The organism is Devosia sp. (genome assembly GCF_025809055.1).
In the GTDB taxonomy this organism is placed as follows: Bacteria; Pseudomonadota; Alphaproteobacteria; order Rhizobiales; family Devosiaceae; genus Devosia.
In genome coordinates, this window is sequence record NZ_CP075529.1 from 1,065,366 (window position 1) to 1,083,569 (window position 18,204).

The window sequence follows — 18,204 nt, forward strand, 5'->3', positions numbered from 1 at the left end:
GCCATATGTTCGCCTCTGTTTGAGCGGCAAAGCTGCCCGGGTAAGCGGCCGTGAAGTGTGGAGTGGATAGATGAAGACGCATTGGCCCCTGGCCGTCCTAGTGAGCCTGACGACGGCCCTGATGCCGGCGGCAGGTTTCGCGCAGAACGTGAACGTGACCCGCTCCATCCTGCCTGATCAGCCCTACACCCTTATCTATCCAGAACCCATGGTCGCCTCGGGCGGAGCCGGTGAGCCGGTAACCGTCAATCATCCCAATGCGCCTTTGCAGTGCACAATGGTCGTGGTTCCGGTCGAGGATACGGCCTGGTCGGCAGAAACAGCCCTGGCCGAACTGGGGGATAGCGAAGTCAATGCGGCCTGGGGTGAGACCCTCCCGGGCTTTGCCTTGGGGGCCAAGGCCACCACCGCCTATCAGGACGCGACTGCTCTGCTCTACGATGGCGCCAGCACCGACTCACCCATGGGCGTCCCGCTGACCCTGGTGCACACCGAAACGGTGACCAATGGGCGTGGATATGTGCTCGACTGCATGTTTGCCACCGAAGTGGCCGCCCAAGCGCGTCCGATTGTCGATTTCATCATCGCGAATTTTGCCACCCGATCCGACGCCAATTGCTGCGTTGGAGCCGAGGTGATGCCGGACGAACCTGTTTCCCAATAGGCGCTCGATATTGAAGCGGCTGGGCACGCATGCCATATCAGGGGCATGATCGTGCCTTGCGCGACCGCCTTTTGACCAACAGGGAGACCGGACATGCCAATGGACGCCAACGAGATCGAGCGCCGCATCAAGGCCGCCCTGCCCGATGCCGAAGTGGAAATCCGTGACCTCGCCGGCGATGGTGATCACTGGGCCGCCGCGGTGAAATCCGAGCAGTTTCGCGGCAAGACCCGCGTACAACAGCACAAGCTCGTTTACGACAGCCTCCAGGGTGACATGGGCGGCGCCCTGCACGCGCTTGCCCTCCAGACAAGCGTTCCGGACTAACATCTAGTGTCGGGCCTCCGCGACTCGCTTGACTTGATCCGTACGGTCCGACCTGAGGCCGGCACATCGGTACTCGAGCATGAAATACTGGCCGAGCGCGCCAGTTCGCTGAGTGCCGCCGAACGCCGCGTTATCAAGGCGTTGCAGGAGTTGAACGCCAGCCAGGACCGTTCATTCTGGTTGGGTGAGGCTCAGCAGGCGGTCTGGGCCTATTTCGTGCAGCGCGAACTGATCGGCTTCCGCAAGCATCACGACGTAATCCGAGACCTCGGCATTCCACCTGAGGTTTTGAACGGCCTTGGCGCCATCCCGGCACGTCCAAAGTGAGTGTGGAACCCTGCCGGTTCTGCCTGAACAACGGCTTGCTGGTCGATAGCCCAGTCTCCGAGACGGACCTGTTCTATGTCCTGAAAAGCCAGGACCCATTGCTTCCCCACGCGGCAATGGTCATTCCCAGGCGACACAGCCAATCCCCCATCGAGATGACAGGTGCCGAATGGGCCGAACTCCCGCTGGCCCTCGGCCTGGCCCAGGCAAGCCTGGCCGAGCCCGCGCCGGACGGCTTCACCATCGGCTGGAATGTCGGCGCGGCAGCAGGGCAGACCGTGAGCCATACCCATCTGCACGTCATTGCCCGTTTCGCCCATGAACCAACCGCCGGGCAAGGCATTCGTCACCCGCTCAAGCGCCGGGAAAGCGAGGAGGGACCATGACGCGCGCTGTTTTGTTCGACGTCGACGGGGTGTTAATCAACGGCTACCACTCGAACCCGGAACGTGTCGTTCCCTGGGACAAAAACCTGCTTGCCGATACCGGCGTCGATCCGGACCGGTTGCGCAAGGAGTTCGTCTTTGAGACATTCGTCAAAAAGGTAGTCGTCGGGGAAATGGCCTTTACCGACGCGCTTGAGAAGCATTTGCCGGCGCTTGGCTACAAGGGCAGCCCGATGGCTTTTGCCCGCTACTGGCTGGAAAAAGACTCCAACCTCAACCAGCCTGTGATCGATGTGGTGCGCAAGCTGCGCGCAGCTGGCGACTGCCGGCTCTTTATCGCCACCAATCAGGAACATATGCGGGCAAGCTGGCTCTGGTCAGTGCTGAAGCTGGGCGACTTGTTTGACGATATCTTCTATTCGGCCCGCATCGGTGCACGCAAACCTGACCCGCGCTTTTACAAGTTCGTCGATGAAAAAATTGGGCCAGATGATCGGCCACCGCTGTTCTTCGATGACACCGATGCGGTTGTTGTAGGCGCTCGCAAGGCGGGATGGGAGGCCACATTGTTCGACACCGTCGATGACCTGACCAATCACCCCTGGGTGAAACAGCGACTCTGATCGGTCGTCGCCACTCGACACTCAGGCTTGCCTATCCTATTTAAGGCCCAGCTCAAGCCGGCCCTTGAACCCGGACTTTTCGAAAGGCTCCTCCCATGACCGACATCAACGCCTTTATCGACGACAAGGTGAAGAACAACGACGTATTCCTGTTCATGAAGGGCACCCCGGACTTTCCGCAATGCGGTTTTTCCGGTCAGGTCGTCCAGATCCTGAACTATCTCGGCGTCGAATTCGACAGCGCGAACGTTCTGGAAAGCGAAGAACTGCGCGATGGCATCAAGGCCTATACCAACTGGCCGACCATTCCCCAGCTCTACGTGAAGGGCGAATTTGTCGGCGGCGCCGATATTACGCGCGAAATGTTCCAGTCGGGCGAGTTGCAGACGCATATGCAGCAGGCGGGCATTGCCGTGAAGCAAAGCGCCTGATTCAATTCTGACTCAGTCTGAAAAGGCCCTGCCCTAACCGGTTGGGCCTTTTGCGTTTTCTGCCTGCGCGCGCAGATTGCATATCACTGAAAATGATCATGCCCATAAGGTAATATCGCTTTGCGTGATGTCAGGCGGAGCGTAGGTTGTGCGGACTCCGAGAGGACCGCTCCATGACCACGACCGCCGCCCGCCCTGCCGTCCCCCTGCCGCTCGTTATCATTGCCGGTTGTATTATCGCGGCGATCGGCTTCGGGACCCGCGGTTCGTTCGGCCTGTTCACCCTTCCCGTGACCGAGGACCTTGGCCTGACGCGCGAGCAGTGGGGCATGGCCATGGCCGTGCAGAACCTCGTCTGGGGTATAGCTCAGCCCTTCGCGGGAGGCTTTGCCGACCGCTACGGGACCGGGCGTGTGCTCGCCGTTGGCGGCCTCGTTTACGCTGCTGGCGTCCTCGGGATGGCCTTTTCTCCCGACACGCTGACCATGACCCTGACCTCGGGTATCGTCACCGGGGTCGGCATCGCGATTGCCTCCTTCGGCGTGGTCATGGCCGCCTTCGGCCGCGTCGTTCCGGCAGAGAAGCGCAGTTTCGTATTTGGCATCGCCACTGCCGCTTCCTCGGCCGGGCAGTTCATTTTCGCGCCCCTTGGCCAGGGATTCATCACTGCATTCGGTTGGCAGATGGCTCTTGTCTGGATCGCCATGCTGTTGCTGCTGATCATTCCCCTGTCGGCCGCGCTGCGCGGCCGGGCGGAATCGGTGCCCGGCGAGGCCGATCTACCCTTCATGCAGGCCCTGTCCCGCGCCTGGGGCTATGGTTCCTACCGCCTGCTCGTCATCGGGTTCTTCGTCTGCGGCTTCCATCTGGCTTTCATCAATGTGCATATGCCGGCCTATCTCGTTCAATGCGGCCTTTCGCCGGAAGTCGGCTCATGGACCATTGCCGTGATCGGACTGTTCAACATCGCCGGATCGCTGTTGTCCGGATGGCTGGGCAGCCGCCTGCCCAAGCAGATGCTGCTGGCCGTCATTTACTTCCTGCGGGCACTTGCCATTGGCGCCTTCCTGCTCCTGCCGGTCAGCGAGGTCACGGCCTACGCCTTTGCAGCGGCCATGGGCTTGCTCTGGCTCTCGACCGTGCCCCTGACCGCCGGGTTGGTCAGCCTGTTCTTCGGTCCGCGCTATATGGGCATGCTCTACGGCATCGCCTTCCTCAGCCACCAGATTGGCTCTTTCGTCGGCGTGTGGCTGGGCGGCTACGTGTACGACACCACGGGGGCCTATGACCTTGTCTGGTACCTGGGAATCCTGCTGGGTCTTGGATCGGCCGCGATCCATATTCCGATCAACGAGCGCACCGATTCCAACTTCTCACTGCGCGCCGCCTGACCTTCCATCGGCTTTTGCCGATTGAAGGGTTGCCAAATGTGACCATGAGGTCCATGGTCCGGCCATACTTCCGGCCGGCCTCCCTCGGCGCTCAAGAGTTTCAACTATGTCAGACCACTTTACGCGGGTTCTCTCGCGCCCTGAATTCATTGCCCTCATGGCCGCGCTGATGGCGCTCAATGCCCTGGCAATCGACGTCATGCTCCCTGCTCTGCCCTATATGGGCGAGGCCCTGAACGTCAGCAACGAGAACGAACGTCAATTCGTCATCTCGGCTTACATGTTCGGCATGGGCGCCGCGCAGCTTGCCTTCGGCCCGCTCACCGACCGGTTTGGACGGCGCGCGCCTCTGCTCGTTGGCATGGGCATCTATGTGGTCGCGGCCATTGTTGCGGCCTTTGCGCCGAGCTTTGCCATGCTGCTCGCCCTCCGCTTCATTCAGGGTCTTGGCGCGGCCAGCGTCCGCGTGATTTCGACCGCCGTCATTCGCGACCGCTATTCCGGCCGGGACATGGCCGAGGTGATGTCGCTGGTTTTCATGGTGTTCATGGCTATCCCGGTGGTGGCCCCCAGTATTGGCCAGGTGCTGCTGCTGACCGGACCCTGGCAGGCCATTTTCCTGTTCATGGGCGCGCTTGCTCTCGCCTTCTGGCTCTGGACCTATTTCCGCCTGCCCGAAACGCTGCCCCTGGATCGCCGCCGCCCGCTGAGCCTGTCCGGCATCACGCAGGGATTCCGCCTGGTCTTCACCAATCGCGTGGCCATTTCCTACGGCATGGCCGGTACGTTCCTGTTCGGCGCCTTGTTCGGCTTCATCAGTTCTTCCCAGCAGATCTACGTCGACATCTATGGGCTGGGCGTCTATTTCCCCATCGCTTTCGCCGCCATGGCGGGCCTGATGGCGGTCTCGTCCTTCACCAATTCCCGCGTGGTGCGGCGCATCGGCATGCGCCGGCTCTCCCACGGAGCCATGCTGGCCTTCACCATTTTCTCCGGGATTTGGCTGGCCTTCGCGCTTTCCGGCTTCCTCCCGCTCTGGCTGTTCTTCACGCTGCTATGCGTGATCATGTTCTCGTTCGGCTGGTCGGCCTCCAACATGAATTCGCTGTCCATGGAGCCTCTTGGCGCCGTGGCGGGCACGGCGGCATCGGTCTTCGGATTCATCCAGACAGTTGGAGGGGTCGTGATCGGGTCCTATATCGGCCAGATGTTCGATGGCACCACTATCCCCGCCGCGGCCGGCTATTTCCTGATGGGTATCCTCTCGCTCGTCTGCCTGCTGATCGCCGAAAAGGGACGCTTGTTCGGCGTCGGCGAGCAATATGCCGCCACCGAACCGGATATCGCCGCCCACTAGTTACGCATTCGCCGGTCCCGGCAGTTCAAGCTGGAACCGGTCGGTATAGATGTGGTCCACCAGTCCCCAGGCCTTTGCGTCTTCGGGCGCCATGTAGCGATCCCGCTCGAGGGCCGTTTCGACTTCATCATAGGTGCGACCACAGTGCCGGGCATAGATTTCGTTGGTCCGCCGCTTGAGCCTCAAGCTTTCCTCGGCATGAATGAGGATATCCGTCACCTGCCCCTGATACCCGCCCGAGGGCTGGTGCAGCATGATGGACACGTTGGGCAGGCTGGCCCGCATCCCCGGCGCGCCGGCCGCGAGCAGCAGGGTCGCCGCCGAGGCTGCCATGCCCATGCAGAGGGTGCCGACCGGGGCACGGATGAACTGCATGGTGTCGTAAATGGCCAGCGCCGAGGTCACCACGCCGCCCGGTGAGTTGATATATAAGTATATGGGTTTGCTGGGATTTTCGGCTTCGAGAAACAGCAGTTGCGCACCGATCAGGCTGGCCATGCCGTCTTCGATCTGGCCATTGACGAAAATGATCCGCTCCCTGAGGAGACGGGAAAAGATATCGAAGGCACGCTCGCCGCGGCTCGAATTCTCGATGACCATCGGGACGAGATTCATCATGTCGCGCATAGGCGAACTCCTGCTATTGCGATGTTTTTGCTGAGGTTTTAGGCGGCCAGCATCAGCGCTGACGGCGCATGGTTGCTGTTTGCGGCCGGGGGCGCATGGGTGAGGCGGAACCAGGTGCCGCCCTGACCACCCGGCTGCAATTCAATCGTGACGAAGCTAACCTCGTTTCGCTCTTGCCAGCGTAATGTTAGCAGATTGCTATCGTTTGCCCCCACCACCTCGACCAAAACGTTATCGGGCTTGTCGAGCCAGCGATCGCGATATTCAGGAATGGACAGGGCACGCCAGACCTTCTCCAGTGACGCCTCGAGCTCGGTCTCGAAGACCAGGTTGGTGTCGTCGCTCATTGATCCATCTCCTTGAGCAGCGTCCTCAGATTGTCGATCCGGCTGGGCCAGAAATCGCGATAGCGCGCCAGCCAGTCATGCAGCGGTGCGAAGCCTTCCGGCTCGATTCTGTAGTGCGCATACCGCCCCTCGCGGCGCTCGCTGATGAGACCGGCGCCGCGCAGCACCGCCAGATGCTGGCTCATGGCGGGTTGGGTGATGGCAAAGCCCTGGCGCAAGTCGGTCGCGGTCAACTCGGCGCCGGAGAGGCGCTCCAGAATGGCGCGGCGCGTCGGATCGGACAGGACTTTGAACAATTCGGTTTCGCTCATGCCAGTCACATAAGCACAGACTTATGAGTCGATGCAATACAATCATGCAATCATTGTCCTTGCCGTCCGGCGGGCCGACGATAGGCTGGTCCGACCTGACCATCGGATTCTTCCATGCCCTCCATTTCCGGCCGCACCTATCTCGCCATTCCCGGCCCGTCGGTGATTCCCGACAGCGTCCTCAACGCCATGCACCGGGCCTCACCCAACATCTATGAGGGCGACATCATCGGCATGACCGGAGAAATCTTCGATCAACTGAAACAGCTCGCCGGCACCCGTCACCATGTCGCGATCTACATCGCCAATGGCCATGGCGGTTGGGAGGCGGCGCTCTCCAACATGTTCTCACGCGGAGACAAGGCTCTGGTGCTCGCCAGCGGCCTGTTCGGCACCGGCTGGGCAGCGGCGGCCACGCAGATGGGCGTCGATATCGAGATCATGGACTTCGGACGCAGTGCAGCCGACCCGGCGCGGCTGGAAGACCGCCTGCGGGCCGACACGGACCGCAGCATCAAATATGTGATGGTCACCCATGTCGACACCGCCTCAAGCGTGCGCAACGACCTCAAGGCCATCCGCCGTGCGATCGATGCAGCGGACCACCCGGCCCTGCTGGCCGTCGATGCCATCGCCTCGCTTGGCTGCGATGAATTGCGCATGGACGACTGGGGGATCGACCTGCTGATCGGCGCCAGCCAGAAGGGGCTGATGCTGCCGCCGGGCCTGGCCCTGCTCTGGCTTTCGAACAAGGCACTGGCGGCCGCGCAAGAGGCAGGGCTGGCAACACCCTACTGGGCCGCGGCACCGCGGGTGACGGCAACCGAGTTCTGGCGCTTCTTTGGCGGAACGCCACCCACGCAGCATCTCTACGGGCTCCACGAGGCCCTTCGCCTGGTTCTGGTGGAAGAAGGACTGGACGCGGTCTGGCGCCGCCACCGCGTGCTCGCCGCCGCCATCTGGGCGGCGTTCGACGCCTGGGGCGCCGGCGGAACCGGCATTGGGCTGAACGTGACAGACCCGGCCATGCGGGGCCATTCGGTCACCGCCGCCCGCATTGCGGATGGCAATGGCCTGCGCCTGCGGCGCTGGCTGGAGACTGAGGCCGGTGTGACGCTGGGCGTCGGCCTCGGCATGGCCGCGCCCGATGAACCCGCCTATGGCGACTATCTGCGCATTGGCCACATGGGTCATGTCAACGCCCATATGGTCATGGGCGTTCTGGGCACGATGGAAGCCGGGCTGAATGCCCTGGACGTTCCCCATGGCAGTGGGGCACTGGAAGCGGCGGCGCGCGTGCTGGGCGGCCGGCAGTAACCGGCAGCATCGGTGAAAACCGGGCACAACCAGAGGTTCCAACTTTCGCGGGAATGACCTGGTGTTTGGAACCCCGGTCGCTGGGGCTTAGTCGGTAAAGACTTCGCGGCGGAGCGTGTGCCAGCTGTCGCTGTCGGAGGCAACGAGTAGGCCACCGCCCAGATCCGAGGGACGATAGGGCGTGCCGTCGAACTTGGCGACATGGGCCCCGGCCTCGGCCATCATCAGGGCGCCGGCGACATGGTCCCAGGGCATCAGCTTGGCAAAGGCCAGGAAATGGGCATTGCCACCTGCGGCGTAGCGGTATTCATGCCCGGCACAGCGGTAGTTGGCGGTCATTTTGACCTTGGCCAGATTGGCCAGGATGGCGCGACGCTGCTCCAGCGGGAAAAAGGCGGTGGACGCGGTGCCGCCCATTTCGCTCAGGGGGACGGCATCGGCGAAGTGCATGCGGTTGCGCCGGCCGTCCGGGAAAACCTGCCACGTGCCGCAGCCCTTTTCGGCCATGAGAAAATCGTCGCCGAGCGGATCGTAGATGACGCCGGCAACGGCTTCATTGTTCTGGACGACCGCGGCCATGACTGCAAACAGGGGCAGCCCGCCGGCAAAATTCGATGTTCCATCAACGGGATCGACGTAGATGACGATTCGATCCTCGAAGTTGGTTTCGAGCAGTTTGGGATTGGCCGACACGGCCTCCTCGCCGATCACCACGGTGCGCGGCGCGTGATCGAGGATGGCAGCGGTGATGACGCGTTCGGCGCCGACATCAGCCTCGGTCACGAGGTCAAAGGCGCCGGTCTTGGTGCGGATGGCGCCATCGTCGAGTCGCCGGAACCGCGGCATGATCTCCTGCTCGGCGGCCTGTTTCAGAATGGCGGCCAGGCGATCGATGTTCATGCGTCTATTCCTTTGGCTTGAGTGTGAGACCCGCAAAGTGGAAGAGGCGCGGGTCGAGCATATGACTGGGATTGATATTGCCCAGCGCCCGGATCATGACGTCCTTGCGACCGGGCATGGCCTTTTCCATGTCCGAGAGCATGGCCTTGGTGACATTGCGCTGCAGCCCATCCTGCGAACCGCAAAGATCGCAGGGAATGATGGGAAAGGCCATGGCGTCGGAAAAGCGCTGCAGGTCTTCCTCGGCGCAATAGATCAGCGGACGGAGAACCTCGAGATCACCCTCGTCATTGACCAGTTTCGGCGGCATGGCCGCCAGTTTGCCGCCATGGAACAGGTTCATGAAGAAGGTTTCGAGACTGTCGTCGCGATGGTGGCCGAGAACGAGGGCGGTGCACCCCTCTTCGCGCGCGATGCGATAGAGATTGCCCCGGCGCAGCCGGGAACAGAGCGAACAATAGGTCGCCCCGGCCGGCAGCTTGTCGGTGACGATGGAATAGGTGTCCTGGTATTCGATGCGGTGATCGAGCCCGAGGCCCGTGAGAAATTCCGGCAGGATGTGCTTTGGAAAGTTCGGCTGTCCTTGATCGAGATTGCAGGCCAGCAGTTCGACCGGCAGCAGGCCGCGCCACTTGAGATCGAGCAGAAGGGCCAGCAGGCCGTAGGAATCCTTGCCACCCGAAAGAGCGATCAGCCACTTTTCCCCAGGCCGGACCATGGCGAACTTGTCCAGCGCCTCGCGCGTATTGCGGATCAGGCGCTTGCGCAGTTTGTTGAACTCCACCGAACGCGGCGCATTGGCGAAAATCGGGTGCGCACCGGTCTCGGCGTCGTCATCGGGCGTGGCGGGGGCTTCCATCACCGCAGTCATGGCGAAACTCGCTTTCTGTGTTCGGCGTAGCTGATAGCGCCATCAGGCGGACAATGAAAGTACGGGCTTGGGTGCACAACCTTACCAAACCTTAACTTTGCGTCCTTGTTTCGCGCCGAATGCCACAGTTAGATGACACATCTTCACGACACCCTGGAGTCTCCCGGTGTTCCGCTCATTCTTCCCCGTTCCAAAAGTCTTCTTCCTATCGGCCGCAGTCTGGATGCTGGCCTCGGTCCTGATCTGGTTCGCCGTGGGCGAGCCGATCCGCTCGGTCATCAGCATCGACCGCTTCACCCACCCGGTCATCGCCGCCTCCGTAGAGGATCAGGTCGCGGTCGACGCTCAGCAATCCACCGGCCAGCCGGTGGTCGGCGATGATCAGGCGGACCCCAACGCGCCGGCGACCACCGCCAGCGAAGCCCCAGCCGCCCCTAACCCCACGGCAGCGGCAGAGGCCGGATCGCAACTGAACTTCATGACCGCCGACCGGGTCTGGCTCTATCAGTATGTGCTGATAACTGCCCTGCTGTTCTGCGTCTTCTGGTACTTTTACAAGCGGAATGAATGGTATTGGTGGTCAGTGGTGTCTTCCACCGTCATCCTGCTGATCATCTATTTTCAGGTGCAGGTCTCGGCTTTCGTCAACGAATGGTCCGGATCGTTCTTCAACACGATCCAGCTTGCGTTGACGCAGCCGGGGTCAGTTTCACCTGATCAGCTCTACGGCCTGACCTGGACCATCGTGCTGGTGACCATTCCCAGCATTCTGGTTTCGGTGGGTCTTGCCTTCTACACCTCGCACTACGTCTTCCGCTGGCGCAAGGCGATGAACTTCTACTACATGGCCTATTGGCCCCAGATCCGGCACACCGAAGGCGCGGCACAGCGTGTTCAGGAGGACACGATGCGGTTCGCCCAGATCATGGAAGACCTGGGCACGGCCTTTTTCGATTCACTCATCACCCTTGTGGTGTTCCTGCCTCTACTCTGGAACCTGTCGTCCAATATCAGCGAACTGCCCATTTTCGGTGCAACGCCGGGCGGGCTGGTCTGGGTGGCGCTGGTGGGCGCGGCGGCGGGTACGGCCCTGCTCGCCGTGGTGGGCATCAAACTGCCCGGCCTCAACTTTGCCAATCAAAAGGTTGAAGCCGCCTATCGTAAGGAACTGGTGTTTGGCGAAGATCACGCTGACCGCGCCGATCCGCCAACCATCCGCGAATTGTTCGCCGGGGTGCAGCGGAACTATTTCCGCCTCTATTTCCACTACACCTACTTCAACCTCGCGCGGTACGGCTACACCAACATGGTGGGCTATGTGCCCCTTCTGGTCATGGCCCCGTCGATCCTGGCCGGCACCCTGACCATGGGTCTGTACCAGCAAATCCAGATCGCGTTCGGCCAGGTTTTCGGCTCGTTCCAGTTCTTCGCGCGGGCCTGGACGGTGATCGTCGAGCTTCAGTCGGTGATCATGCGTCTGCGGACTTTCGAAAGCCACATTCCGCACGATCAGGAGCCGATCAAGGAAAGTGTCAGCGACGCCGCCGCCGCTGGATGACATGCACGGCCGGGGGAAAATCCCGGCCGATCGCTCCAACGTGTTGGATTCAGGCTAGCGGGGTTTGCCGCCAAAGGCCCTCGGATCAAGTCCGAGGGCAGCATCGAACAGGTCGGCAAATTTGGCCGCCTCAAACAAAAGGGCCGCTCCGAGGAGCGGCCCTTTGCAATTTCGGTGAAGCGAACCCGCGATTAGCGCGAGTAGAATTCGACGACCAGGTTCGGTTCCATCTGGACCGGATAGGGCACATCTGACAGAGCCGGAACGCGCGTATAGGTGGCGGTCTGCTTGTTGTGGTCGACTTCGATATAGTCGGGCACATCACGCTCGGCCAGCTGGTTGGCTTCCAGCACGATGGCGAGCTGCTTGGAGCGCTCGCGCACTTCAACCTTGTCACCCAGCTTGACCTGGTAGGACGGGATATTGACGCGCTTGCCGTTCACCAGCACGTGGCCGTGGGACACGAACTGACGGGCAGCGAAGACGGTGGGGACGAACTTGGCGCGATAGACGATCGCGTCCAGACGGCCTTCGAGCAGGCCGATCAGGTTTTCACCGGTGTCGCCCTTGCGGCGGGCAGCTTCGTCATAGAGACGGCGGAAGGCCTTCTCGGTGATCGAGCCATAGTAGCCCTTGAGCTTCTGCTTGGCGCGCAGCTGCAGACCATAGTCGCTGAGCTTGCCCTTGCGGCGCTGGCCATGCTGGCCGGGGCCATAGGCACGGTTGTTCAGCGGGGACTTGGGACGGCCCCAGATGTTTTCGCCAAGGCGACGGTCAATCTTGTACTTTACGGAATGACGCTTCGACATCGCGTATCCTTTTCATAACAGTTGAATGGATCGCGCCCTCCTCTGCCCCGACTTGCATCGGGGCCGACAGACTCCCAACAGAGAATCCCGGGTGCGCCTATGGGCCCGAAGGCCGGAATAGGTGGGCGCGTCTTAGAGGGGGCGAGCCGGCAAGTCAAGCGCGGCGGCGCTTTTTCAGGCCATGCGCTTGTCGATATGCCGCTGTTCGCGCAATTGCGGGAAGATGCGGCTCCAGATGACGGCAACCGCCATGGCGCCGACCCCGCCGATCACCACGGCCGGCACCGGCCCGATAAAATGCGCCACCGTACCGGCGCGGAACTCGCCCAGCTCGTTGGAGGCGCCGATAAAAACCGAGTTGACCGCATTGACCCGGCCGCGCACATCCTCGGGCGTCCAGAGCTGCATGATGGTCTCGCGAATGGTGACGCTGACCATATCTGAGGCGCCGACCAGGGCCAGCGCGGGGATCGAAATCCAGACGGTTGTCGACAGCCCGAAGATCACCGTGAAGGCGCCGAAGAGGCCGACGAACAGGAACAGGATCTTGCCCGCATGGTCGCGCACTGGAAAGCGGGTCAGGAACAGCGCCATGGCAATGGCCCCGATGCCGGGCGCCGCACGCAACAGGCCAAGCTCGGTGGGCCCGGCGTGCAGAATGTCCTTGGTATAGACCGGCAGCAGTGCCACCGCGCCGCCCATCAGCACCGCGAACATGTCGAGCGAAATGGCACCCAGCACGACCTTGTTGGAAAAGATGTAGCGAAAGCCGCCGAACATGGTCTCGAGACTGGTCGCCTGGTGCGACGACCGCTGGGCCGGACGCGGGATGAGCAGGACGGTGACCACGGCGCAGAGCAGCAGGGCGGCGCCAGTGCCGAAGGCAAAGCTGGGGCCGACGCCGTAAAGCAGGCCTCCGGCCGCCGGGCCGGTAATGGCGGCGAACTGCCAGGCCGAGGCATTGACGGTAATGGCGTTGCTGAGCGCCTCGGGCGGCACGAGATTGGGCGCCAGCGATTGCGCCGCCGGCCCCCAGAATGCCCGCGCCGTGCCCAGGACCACCAGCACCACGAAAATCGGCCAGACCTCGTGGGCCTCGGCATTGACCAGGGTCAGGAAGCCAATGGCACAGCCGAGTTCGACAGTGAGGCAGATAGCCATGATACCGCGCCGGTTGAAGCGGTCGGCGGTGAGGCCAGTGACCAGAATCAGCAACAGGGCCGGCAGGAACAGGCAGAGACCCACGAGACCGAGCAGGAAGGCATTGCCGGTCACGTCATAGATCTGCCAGGCGATCGACACCGACATGATCTGCACCGCGAAGCTGACCAATAGGGTCGTCAGCCAGAAGAAGCGGAAGCCTTTATAGGTGAAGGCCAGCTTGGATTTGTCGGTCGGGGTGTGCGCGCTCATGGTCCTCGTTCATCGCACTCCGGCGATGAATGGTCAAAGGATAATGCCGCTCCGGCCAGCACCTAGTCCTCGGCGCTGCCCTGGCCCTTGATGGGCTTCTGCCGATTGGGATTCGGGCGCTCATGCCGCCGGTCGATGGAGGAGATAACCCCGCGCAGGGTTCGGATTTCCTGGGCGGTGAAACGGCCGCGGGTCAGGGCGGTGCGTAGGTTGTTGACCATGCTCGGACGCTTGTCCGGCGTCGTGAAAAAGCCGGACTGATCCAGTACCGCTTCGAGATGCTCGAACAGCCCGACCAGTTGCTCGCGCGGTGCCGCATCGTCCAGCCCGTCGGCAAATGGGAGGGCGCGCCCGGCTTCGCTGGTGCGACGCCATTCATAGGACATGAGCAATACGGCCTGGGCGATGTTGAGCGAGGCGAAGGCCGGCTCGACCGGCAGGGTGACGATGGCATCCGCCATGGCCACTTCATCATTGAGCAGGCCCCAGCGCTCCCGCCCGAACAGCAGCCCAACGCCCTGCCCGCCACCAATATAGGCCGCCATATTAGCTGCGGCCTGTTCAGGCCCGAGGACTTCCTTTTGCATGTCGCGGGAGCGCGCCGTGGTCGCATAGACGAGTTTGAGGTCGCTGATGGCCTCTTCGAGTGTCTCGAAGACCCGGACCCGGTCGAGCACGTGATCGGCTTTTGAGGCCGAGGCAATGGCTTTTTCGTTGGGCCAGCCGTCGCGGGGGCGCACCAGGCGCATGTCCCAGAGCCCGAAATTGGCCATGGCCCGCGCGGCGGCGCCAATATTCTCGCCCAGTTGCGGCTCGACCAGAATGATCGCCGGCCCCGGCTTGAAGCTGGCTTCCTGCGACCTGTCCGTTCCCGCCATTGTCCCTGCCTCGTCCCGTCTGCCGCGAGGTCTGAGGTGAACCAGGTTCCGCCCCGCACAAACAGGCCTCTTACATGGCTGGCCCGGCGAGCGAAAGGCCCTCGCGCATGGCGATGGACACAGGATCAGGCGACGACGCGCTCGCGTACCGGCATGTCGACGACTTTGGCATCATAGCGCCATTCGCGGTCCAGCATGGCAAAATGCAGCTCTTCATCCCACTCGCCCTGAAACAGGGCGTGCTCGCGATAGTGCGCCTCAAGCCGCATTCCCAACTTGCGCATCAGCTTGATCGAGTGATGGCTGCGGCCGTCGCAGCGGACGAACAGCCGGTGGACGCGGAAGTGGTTGAAGGCAATGTCAAACATGGCCGTCAGCGCCTCGGTGAGATAGCCCTTGCCGCTATGGGTGGGGTGAATGGCAAACCGTACCTCGCCCTGCCCCGCCGTGGCATCGGACCATTTGAGGCAAACCTGCCCAACCAGCGCGCGGTCGCCCTTCTGGATCATGGCAAGCGAGAGCGTGTCACCGGGCCGATGCAATTCGGTCTGCCGCCGCATGGTCCCGACCACGGCCGCCACGTCTTCGGCATAGCGGGTCGGGCGCTCGACGTAACGCTGAACCGAGGGCAGCGTATGGTATCGGGTCACCGCGTCACAATCGGCACGCTCGAACGGCCTGAGGATGAGATGGTCGGTTTCGATTGGCACGCGTAGCGACGACATGATCCGTTTCCCTTCGCAGATCTCATCCAGCCCTCCCAAGCTGAACGTGGAGCAGGAATCCGGGTTCCGGTGCGGTGATTAAAAAATCGTTTCGTCTCGTCCAGCCCAGGTCATTCGCCAGCTGAGGCCCGCATTGCCACCCAATCGCGGCGCAGGATGGCGTAGTAAAATTCCTCGTCCCAGCCGCCCTTGAACAGGCCATGTTCACGGAAATGAGCTTCGCGCCGCATACCGAGACGCTCCATCAGGCGCCACGATGGCTCATTGCGCGCATCGCAACGGGCAAAAACGCGGTGCAAATCGGCCGGCCCGAAGGCCGTAGCCAACATGCAGCGCGAGGCTTCGCTGGCATAGCCATTGCCCTGAAAATCGGGGTGAAAGATCCAACCCAGCTCGCCCTGCCGGGCCTCCTGCGAGCGCCAGATGAGCGACACTTCGCCAACCAGCGCCCTATCGTCCGCCCGTTCGACGGCCAGGATGATGCGATCCCCCTCTTCGACAAGGTCGGTCTGCGTGACGCGCTGCTGGACGGCAAGAGCGCACTCCTCCCGGCTCAGCGGCGGATCGAACAGATAGCGCGCCACATCCTCCCGCCCGCGATAGCCGAAAACCGCATCGACATCGCCACGCGTAAACGGGCGCAGGCGCAGCCTTTCGGTCATCACAGGATAGTTGAGGTGAACAGCCATGGGGGCGCACTGTCTTATCAACTGCGAGTGATGGCAATGGCTTGCCGGCCAGACCGGCACATGCGAGCCTCGCCCGGATGAAAAACACGATCCAACTCGACCAGACTGCCGCGTGCGATTGCGGCGCCGTGACCCTGAGCGCCAGGGGTCAGGTCGTCTCCATGTTTCAATGCGGCTGCAAGAACTGCCAGAAAGTTTCGGGCAGCGGACATTCATCCGTCGTGCTGATGCCGGCGGACGCAATTTCGGTGGTCGGTGCGACAAAAACATTTGTCCGTCCAGCCGATTCGGGTGCGACCTTCACGCGTCACTTCTGCCCAGAATGTGGGACGACGCTGTTCGCGCACTCCTCCAGGGCTCCGGCGTTCCGTATCCTGCTGGCGGGCCTGTTCGCGGGAGCGAACGATTGGTACAGGCCCAATCAGCTGATCTTTTCGCGGCACCACCCGGTATGGGACCTGATCGAAGCCGCCCTGCCCCGATACGAAACCTATCGGCCGGAGAAACCCGCATGAGCATGGCCTGTGACGAACTGGCGGACCGCATCCGGGCCCTGCTGCCCGGCCGGGCCAATATCGCCGAGAAGAAAATGTTCGGCGGCATCGCCTTCATGCAGGATGGCAACATGCTGGTCTGCCCGACCAAGGCGGGCGAACTGATCGTGCGCGTCGGCAAGGACGGCATGGCCGAGGCGCTGGAAAAGCCCGGCGCAGAACTGATGGACATGGGTGGCCGCACCATGAGCGGCTTCGTGGTGCTGGGCGGCGATGCCATCGAGGATGACGACGTTCTGGCCGGCTGGATCGAGACGGCCCGCGCCTTTGTCATGACCCTGCCGCCGAAATAGCCGTCCCAAAAAGGGCAAGGCCCCTTGCCGAGCGCGGCTTTGCGCTTTGGGCTGGCGGTGCTATACGGGCCACCGAACGGCAATTTTGGCCGAATAGCGCATTTCGCAAGGGAGTTTTTCGATGAGCAAAATCAAAGTCGCCAATCCGGTCGTGGACCTCGACGGCGATGAGATGACCCGCATCATCTGGCAGGCGATCAAGGACAAGCTCATTCACCCCTATCTCGACCTGCCGATCGAGTATTATGACCTGTCGGTCGAAAACCGCGATGCCACCGATGACCAGGTGACCATCGACTCCGCCAATGCCATCAAGAAGCACGGCGTCGGCATCAAGTGCGCGACCATCACCCCCGACGAGGCCCGCGTCGAGGAATTCAAGCTCAAGAAGATGTGGAAGTCGCCCAACGGCACCATCCGCAACATTCTGGGCGGCGTGATCTTCCGCGAGCCGATCATCTGCAAGAACGTGCCGCGCCTGGTTCCGGGCTGGACCCAGCCGATCATCGTCGGCCGCCATGCCTTTGGCGACCAGTATCGCGCCACCGACTTCAAGTTCCCCGGCAAGGGCAAGCTGACCATGAAGTTCGTGGGCGAAGATGGCACCACGATCGAGCATGACGTGTTCGACGCCCCCGGCGCCGGTATCGCCATGGGCATGTACAATCTCGATGACTCGATCACCGATTTTGCCCGCGCCTCGCTGAACTACGCGCTCAATCGCGGCGTGCCTTGCTATCTCTCGACCAAGAACACCATCCTCAAGACCTATGACGGCCGCTTCAAGGATATCTTCCAGGACATCTACGAAGCCGAGTTCAAGGAACAGTTCGAAGCCAAGAAGATCTGGTACGAACACCGCCTGATCGACGACATGGTGGCCGCGGCCCTCAAGTGGTCCGGCGGTTATGTCTGGGCCTGTAAGAACTATGATGGCGACGTGCAGTCCGACACCGTGGCGCAGGGCTTTGGCTCGCTGGGCCTGATGACCTCGGTGCTGATGACGCCCGATGGCAAGATCGTGGAAGCCGAAGCCGCCCATGGCACGGTGACCCGTCACTATCGCCAGCATCAGCAGGGCAAGGAAACCTCGACCAATTCCACAGCCTCGATCTTCGCCTGGACCCGCGGCCTGGCCCACCGCGCCAAGCTCGACAACAATGCCGAACTGGCCAAGTTTGCCGCGACCCTCGAAAAGGTCACGGTCGACACGATCGAAGAAGGCAAGATGACCAAGGACCTCTCGCTCCTGGTCGGTCCGGATCAGCCCTGGCTGTCGACCATCGGCTTCCTCGATGCCATCGACCAGAACCTGCAGAAGGCCATGGCGTAAGCCTGGCACCGCTCAAAATGTGAAGGGCCGGAGCATCGCTGCTCCGGCCCTTTTTGTTTGCGCCTGCGAACGG

Annotated in this window: 23 protein-coding genes; 13 read left to right on the forward strand and 10 right to left on the reverse strand. The window is 62.1% G+C overall.

Features of this window, described 5'->3' with window-relative positions:
- Positions 1-70 precede the first annotated feature (70 nt).
- The 8 genes from KIT02_RS05255 (at position 71) to KIT02_RS05290 (ending at position 5,506) form a co-directional block, all read left to right on the forward strand.
- Positions 71-664 (forward strand): hypothetical protein, encoded by a 594-nt coding sequence (locus tag KIT02_RS05255; protein ID WP_297583149.1) that lies wholly within the window; start codon positions 71-73, stop codon positions 662-664.
- Positions 665-757: 93 nt separating this feature from the next.
- Complete coding sequence (locus tag KIT02_RS05260) at positions 758-991, forward strand: BolA family transcriptional regulator (RefSeq protein WP_297583151.1); 234 nt, start codon at positions 758-760, stop codon at positions 989-991.
- A gap of 6 nt (positions 992-997) precedes the next feature.
- Complete coding sequence (locus KIT02_RS05265) at positions 998-1,318, forward strand: DUF6665 family protein (RefSeq protein ID WP_366520586.1); 321 nt, start codon at positions 998-1,000, stop codon at positions 1,316-1,318.
- Positions 1,315-1,704 (forward strand): HIT family protein, encoded by a 390-nt coding sequence (locus KIT02_RS05270; protein WP_297583154.1) that lies wholly within the window; start codon positions 1,315-1,317, stop codon positions 1,702-1,704. Before KIT02_RS05265 ends, KIT02_RS05270 begins: the two co-directional genes overlap by 4 nt.
- Entirely contained in the window at positions 1,701-2,327 is a 627-nt protein-coding gene (locus tag KIT02_RS05275; RefSeq protein ID WP_297583157.1) for an HAD-IA family hydrolase, read from the forward strand. The genes KIT02_RS05270 and KIT02_RS05275 overlap by 4 nt, the downstream gene beginning before the upstream one ends.
- Positions 2,328-2,422: 95 nt before the next feature.
- Positions 2,423-2,758 (forward strand): Grx4 family monothiol glutaredoxin, encoded by a 336-nt coding sequence (grxD, locus tag KIT02_RS05280; protein ID WP_297583160.1) that lies wholly within the window; start codon positions 2,423-2,425, stop codon positions 2,756-2,758.
- A gap of 173 nt (positions 2,759-2,931) precedes the next feature.
- Positions 2,932-4,149: an MFS transporter gene (locus KIT02_RS05285; RefSeq protein ID WP_297583163.1), complete on the forward strand. Its 1,218-nt coding sequence runs from the start codon at positions 2,932-2,934 to the stop codon at positions 4,147-4,149.
- Between the two features lie 106 nt (positions 4,150-4,255).
- Positions 4,256-5,506: a multidrug effflux MFS transporter gene (locus KIT02_RS05290; RefSeq protein ID WP_297583165.1), complete on the forward strand. Its 1,251-nt coding sequence runs from the start codon at positions 4,256-4,258 to the stop codon at positions 5,504-5,506.
- Here the strand turns inward: KIT02_RS05290 and KIT02_RS05295 are convergent, their stop codons facing one another.
- Genes KIT02_RS05295 through KIT02_RS05305 form a run of 3 tightly spaced genes read right to left on the reverse strand, consistent with a single transcriptional unit; the run spans position 5,507 to position 6,791 of the window.
- Complete coding sequence (locus KIT02_RS05295) at positions 5,507-6,133, reverse strand: ATP-dependent Clp protease proteolytic subunit (protein WP_297583167.1); 627 nt, start codon at positions 6,131-6,133, stop codon at positions 5,507-5,509.
- A 38-nt stretch (positions 6,134-6,171) separates the two neighbouring features.
- Positions 6,172-6,480 (reverse strand): SRPBCC domain-containing protein, encoded by a 309-nt coding sequence (locus KIT02_RS05300; RefSeq protein WP_297583169.1) that lies wholly within the window; start codon positions 6,478-6,480, stop codon positions 6,172-6,174.
- A complete protein-coding gene (locus KIT02_RS05305) occupies positions 6,477-6,791 on the reverse strand; it encodes a metalloregulator ArsR/SmtB family transcription factor (RefSeq protein WP_297583171.1) in 315 nt (104 codons plus the stop codon). The genes KIT02_RS05300 and KIT02_RS05305 overlap by 4 nt, the downstream gene beginning before the upstream one ends.
- Before the next feature lie 114 nt (positions 6,792-6,905).
- Here KIT02_RS05305 and KIT02_RS05310 point away from each other — a divergent pair, with 114 nt between their 5' ends.
- Entirely contained in the window at positions 6,906-8,108 is a 1,203-nt protein-coding gene (locus KIT02_RS05310) for an aminotransferase class V-fold PLP-dependent enzyme (protein WP_297583174.1), read from the forward strand.
- Positions 8,109-8,195: 87 nt separating this feature from the next.
- Here the strand turns inward: KIT02_RS05310 and KIT02_RS05315 are convergent, their stop codons facing one another.
- Complete coding sequence (locus KIT02_RS05315; protein ID WP_297583176.1) at positions 8,196-9,008, reverse strand: inositol monophosphatase; 813 nt, start codon at positions 9,006-9,008, stop codon at positions 8,196-8,198.
- A 4-nt stretch (positions 9,009-9,012) separates the two neighbouring features.
- Positions 9,013-9,879, reverse strand: coding sequence for a tRNA 2-thiocytidine(32) synthetase TtcA (gene ttcA, locus KIT02_RS05320; RefSeq protein WP_297583179.1), 867 nt, complete (start codon positions 9,877-9,879; stop codon positions 9,013-9,015).
- A 166-nt stretch (positions 9,880-10,045) separates the two neighbouring features.
- Between ttcA and KIT02_RS05325 the strand changes: the two genes are divergently transcribed.
- Positions 10,046-11,437: an SbmA/BacA-like family transporter gene (locus KIT02_RS05325; protein ID WP_297583181.1), complete on the forward strand. Its 1,392-nt coding sequence runs from the start codon at positions 10,046-10,048 to the stop codon at positions 11,435-11,437.
- A 191-nt stretch (positions 11,438-11,628) separates the two neighbouring features.
- On the opposite strand, the gene rpsD is transcribed toward KIT02_RS05325, so the two are convergent.
- From rpsD to KIT02_RS05350, 5 genes are all read right to left on the reverse strand, one after another.
- Positions 11,629-12,246 (reverse strand): 30S ribosomal protein S4, encoded by a 618-nt coding sequence (gene rpsD / locus KIT02_RS05330; protein ID WP_297583183.1) that lies wholly within the window; start codon positions 12,244-12,246, stop codon positions 11,629-11,631.
- A gap of 174 nt (positions 12,247-12,420) precedes the next feature.
- Positions 12,421-13,659 carry an MFS transporter gene (locus KIT02_RS05335; protein WP_297583186.1) on the reverse strand — a complete coding sequence of 413 codons (1,239 nt, stop codon included), beginning with the start codon at positions 13,657-13,659 and terminating at the stop codon, positions 12,421-12,423.
- Positions 13,660-13,721: 62 nt separating this feature from the next.
- Positions 13,722-14,537, reverse strand: a complete 816-nt coding sequence (locus KIT02_RS05340) for an RNA methyltransferase (protein ID WP_297583188.1) — start codon at positions 14,535-14,537, stop codon at positions 13,722-13,724.
- A gap of 125 nt (positions 14,538-14,662) precedes the next feature.
- Positions 14,663-15,262, reverse strand: coding sequence for a GNAT family protein (locus KIT02_RS05345; RefSeq protein WP_297583190.1), 600 nt, complete (start codon positions 15,260-15,262; stop codon positions 14,663-14,665).
- A gap of 110 nt (positions 15,263-15,372) precedes the next feature.
- Positions 15,373-15,951: a GNAT family protein gene (locus KIT02_RS05350; RefSeq protein ID WP_297583192.1), complete on the reverse strand. Its 579-nt coding sequence runs from the start codon at positions 15,949-15,951 to the stop codon at positions 15,373-15,375.
- 77 nt (positions 15,952-16,028) lie between these two features.
- Between KIT02_RS05350 and KIT02_RS05355 the strand changes: the two genes are divergently transcribed.
- The 3 genes from KIT02_RS05355 to KIT02_RS05365 all read left to right on the forward strand — a co-directional run bounded on the left by KIT02_RS05355 (position 16,029) and on the right by KIT02_RS05365 (position 18,131).
- Complete coding sequence (locus tag KIT02_RS05355; protein WP_297583194.1) at positions 16,029-16,466, forward strand: GFA family protein; 438 nt, start codon at positions 16,029-16,031, stop codon at positions 16,464-16,466.
- A complete protein-coding gene (locus tag KIT02_RS05360) occupies positions 16,463-16,798 on the forward strand; it encodes a TfoX/Sxy family protein (protein ID WP_297583199.1) in 336 nt (111 codons plus the stop codon). The genes KIT02_RS05355 and KIT02_RS05360 overlap by 4 nt, the downstream gene beginning before the upstream one ends.
- A 121-nt stretch (positions 16,799-16,919) precedes the next feature.
- The gene (locus KIT02_RS05365; protein WP_297583202.1) at positions 16,920-18,131 is read left to right on the forward strand and encodes an NADP-dependent isocitrate dehydrogenase; all 1,212 of its coding nucleotides are present in this window, start codon (positions 16,920-16,922) and stop codon (positions 18,129-18,131) included.
- Positions 18,132-18,204: the final 73 nt, after the last annotated feature.

Bases quoted from the DNA above. Each gene is read 5' to 3' on its own strand.
- KIT02_RS05255 (WP_297583149.1), top strand. From the start codon at position 71: ATGAAGACGCATTGGCCCCTGGCCGTCCTAGTGAGCCTGACGACGGCC.
- KIT02_RS05260 (WP_297583151.1), top strand. From the start codon at position 758: ATGCCAATGGACGCCAACGAGATCGAGCGCCGCATCAAGGCCGCCCTG.
- KIT02_RS05275 (WP_297583157.1), top strand. From the start codon at position 1,701: ATGACGCGCGCTGTTTTGTTCGACGTCGACGGGGTGTTAATCAACGGC.
- grxD (WP_297583160.1), top strand. From the start codon at position 2,423: ATGACCGACATCAACGCCTTTATCGACGACAAGGTGAAGAACAACGAC.
- KIT02_RS05285 (WP_297583163.1), top strand. From the start codon at position 2,932: ATGACCACGACCGCCGCCCGCCCTGCCGTCCCCCTGCCGCTCGTTATC.
- KIT02_RS05290 (WP_297583165.1), top strand. From the start codon at position 4,256: ATGTCAGACCACTTTACGCGGGTTCTCTCGCGCCCTGAATTCATTGCC.
- KIT02_RS05295 (WP_297583167.1), bottom strand. From the start codon at position 6,133: ATGCGCGACATGATGAATCTCGTCCCGATGGTCATCGAGAATTCGAGC.
- KIT02_RS05300 (WP_297583169.1), bottom strand. From the start codon at position 6,480: ATGAGCGACGACACCAACCTGGTCTTCGAGACCGAGCTCGAGGCGTCA.
- KIT02_RS05305 (WP_297583171.1), bottom strand. From the start codon at position 6,791: ATGAGCGAAACCGAATTGTTCAAAGTCCTGTCCGATCCGACGCGCCGC.
- KIT02_RS05310 (WP_297583174.1), top strand. From the start codon at position 6,906: ATGCCCTCCATTTCCGGCCGCACCTATCTCGCCATTCCCGGCCCGTCG.
- KIT02_RS05315 (WP_297583176.1), bottom strand. From the start codon at position 9,008: ATGAACATCGATCGCCTGGCCGCCATTCTGAAACAGGCCGCCGAGCAG.
- ttcA (WP_297583179.1), bottom strand. From the start codon at position 9,879: ATGACTGCGGTGATGGAAGCCCCCGCCACGCCCGATGACGACGCCGAG.
- rpsD (WP_297583183.1), bottom strand. From the start codon at position 12,246: ATGTCGAAGCGTCATTCCGTAAAGTACAAGATTGACCGTCGCCTTGGC.
- KIT02_RS05335 (WP_297583186.1), bottom strand. From the start codon at position 13,659: ATGAGCGCGCACACCCCGACCGACAAATCCAAGCTGGCCTTCACCTAT.
- KIT02_RS05340 (WP_297583188.1), bottom strand. From the start codon at position 14,537: ATGGCGGGAACGGACAGGTCGCAGGAAGCCAGCTTCAAGCCGGGGCCG.
- KIT02_RS05345 (WP_297583190.1), bottom strand. From the start codon at position 15,262: ATGTCGTCGCTACGCGTGCCAATCGAAACCGACCATCTCATCCTCAGG.
- KIT02_RS05350 (WP_297583192.1), bottom strand. From the start codon at position 15,951: ATGGCTGTTCACCTCAACTATCCTGTGATGACCGAAAGGCTGCGCCTG.
- KIT02_RS05355 (WP_297583194.1), top strand. From the start codon at position 16,029: ATGAAAAACACGATCCAACTCGACCAGACTGCCGCGTGCGATTGCGGC.
- KIT02_RS05360 (WP_297583199.1), top strand. From the start codon at position 16,463: ATGAGCATGGCCTGTGACGAACTGGCGGACCGCATCCGGGCCCTGCTG.
- KIT02_RS05365 (WP_297583202.1), top strand. From the start codon at position 16,920: ATGAGCAAAATCAAAGTCGCCAATCCGGTCGTGGACCTCGACGGCGAT.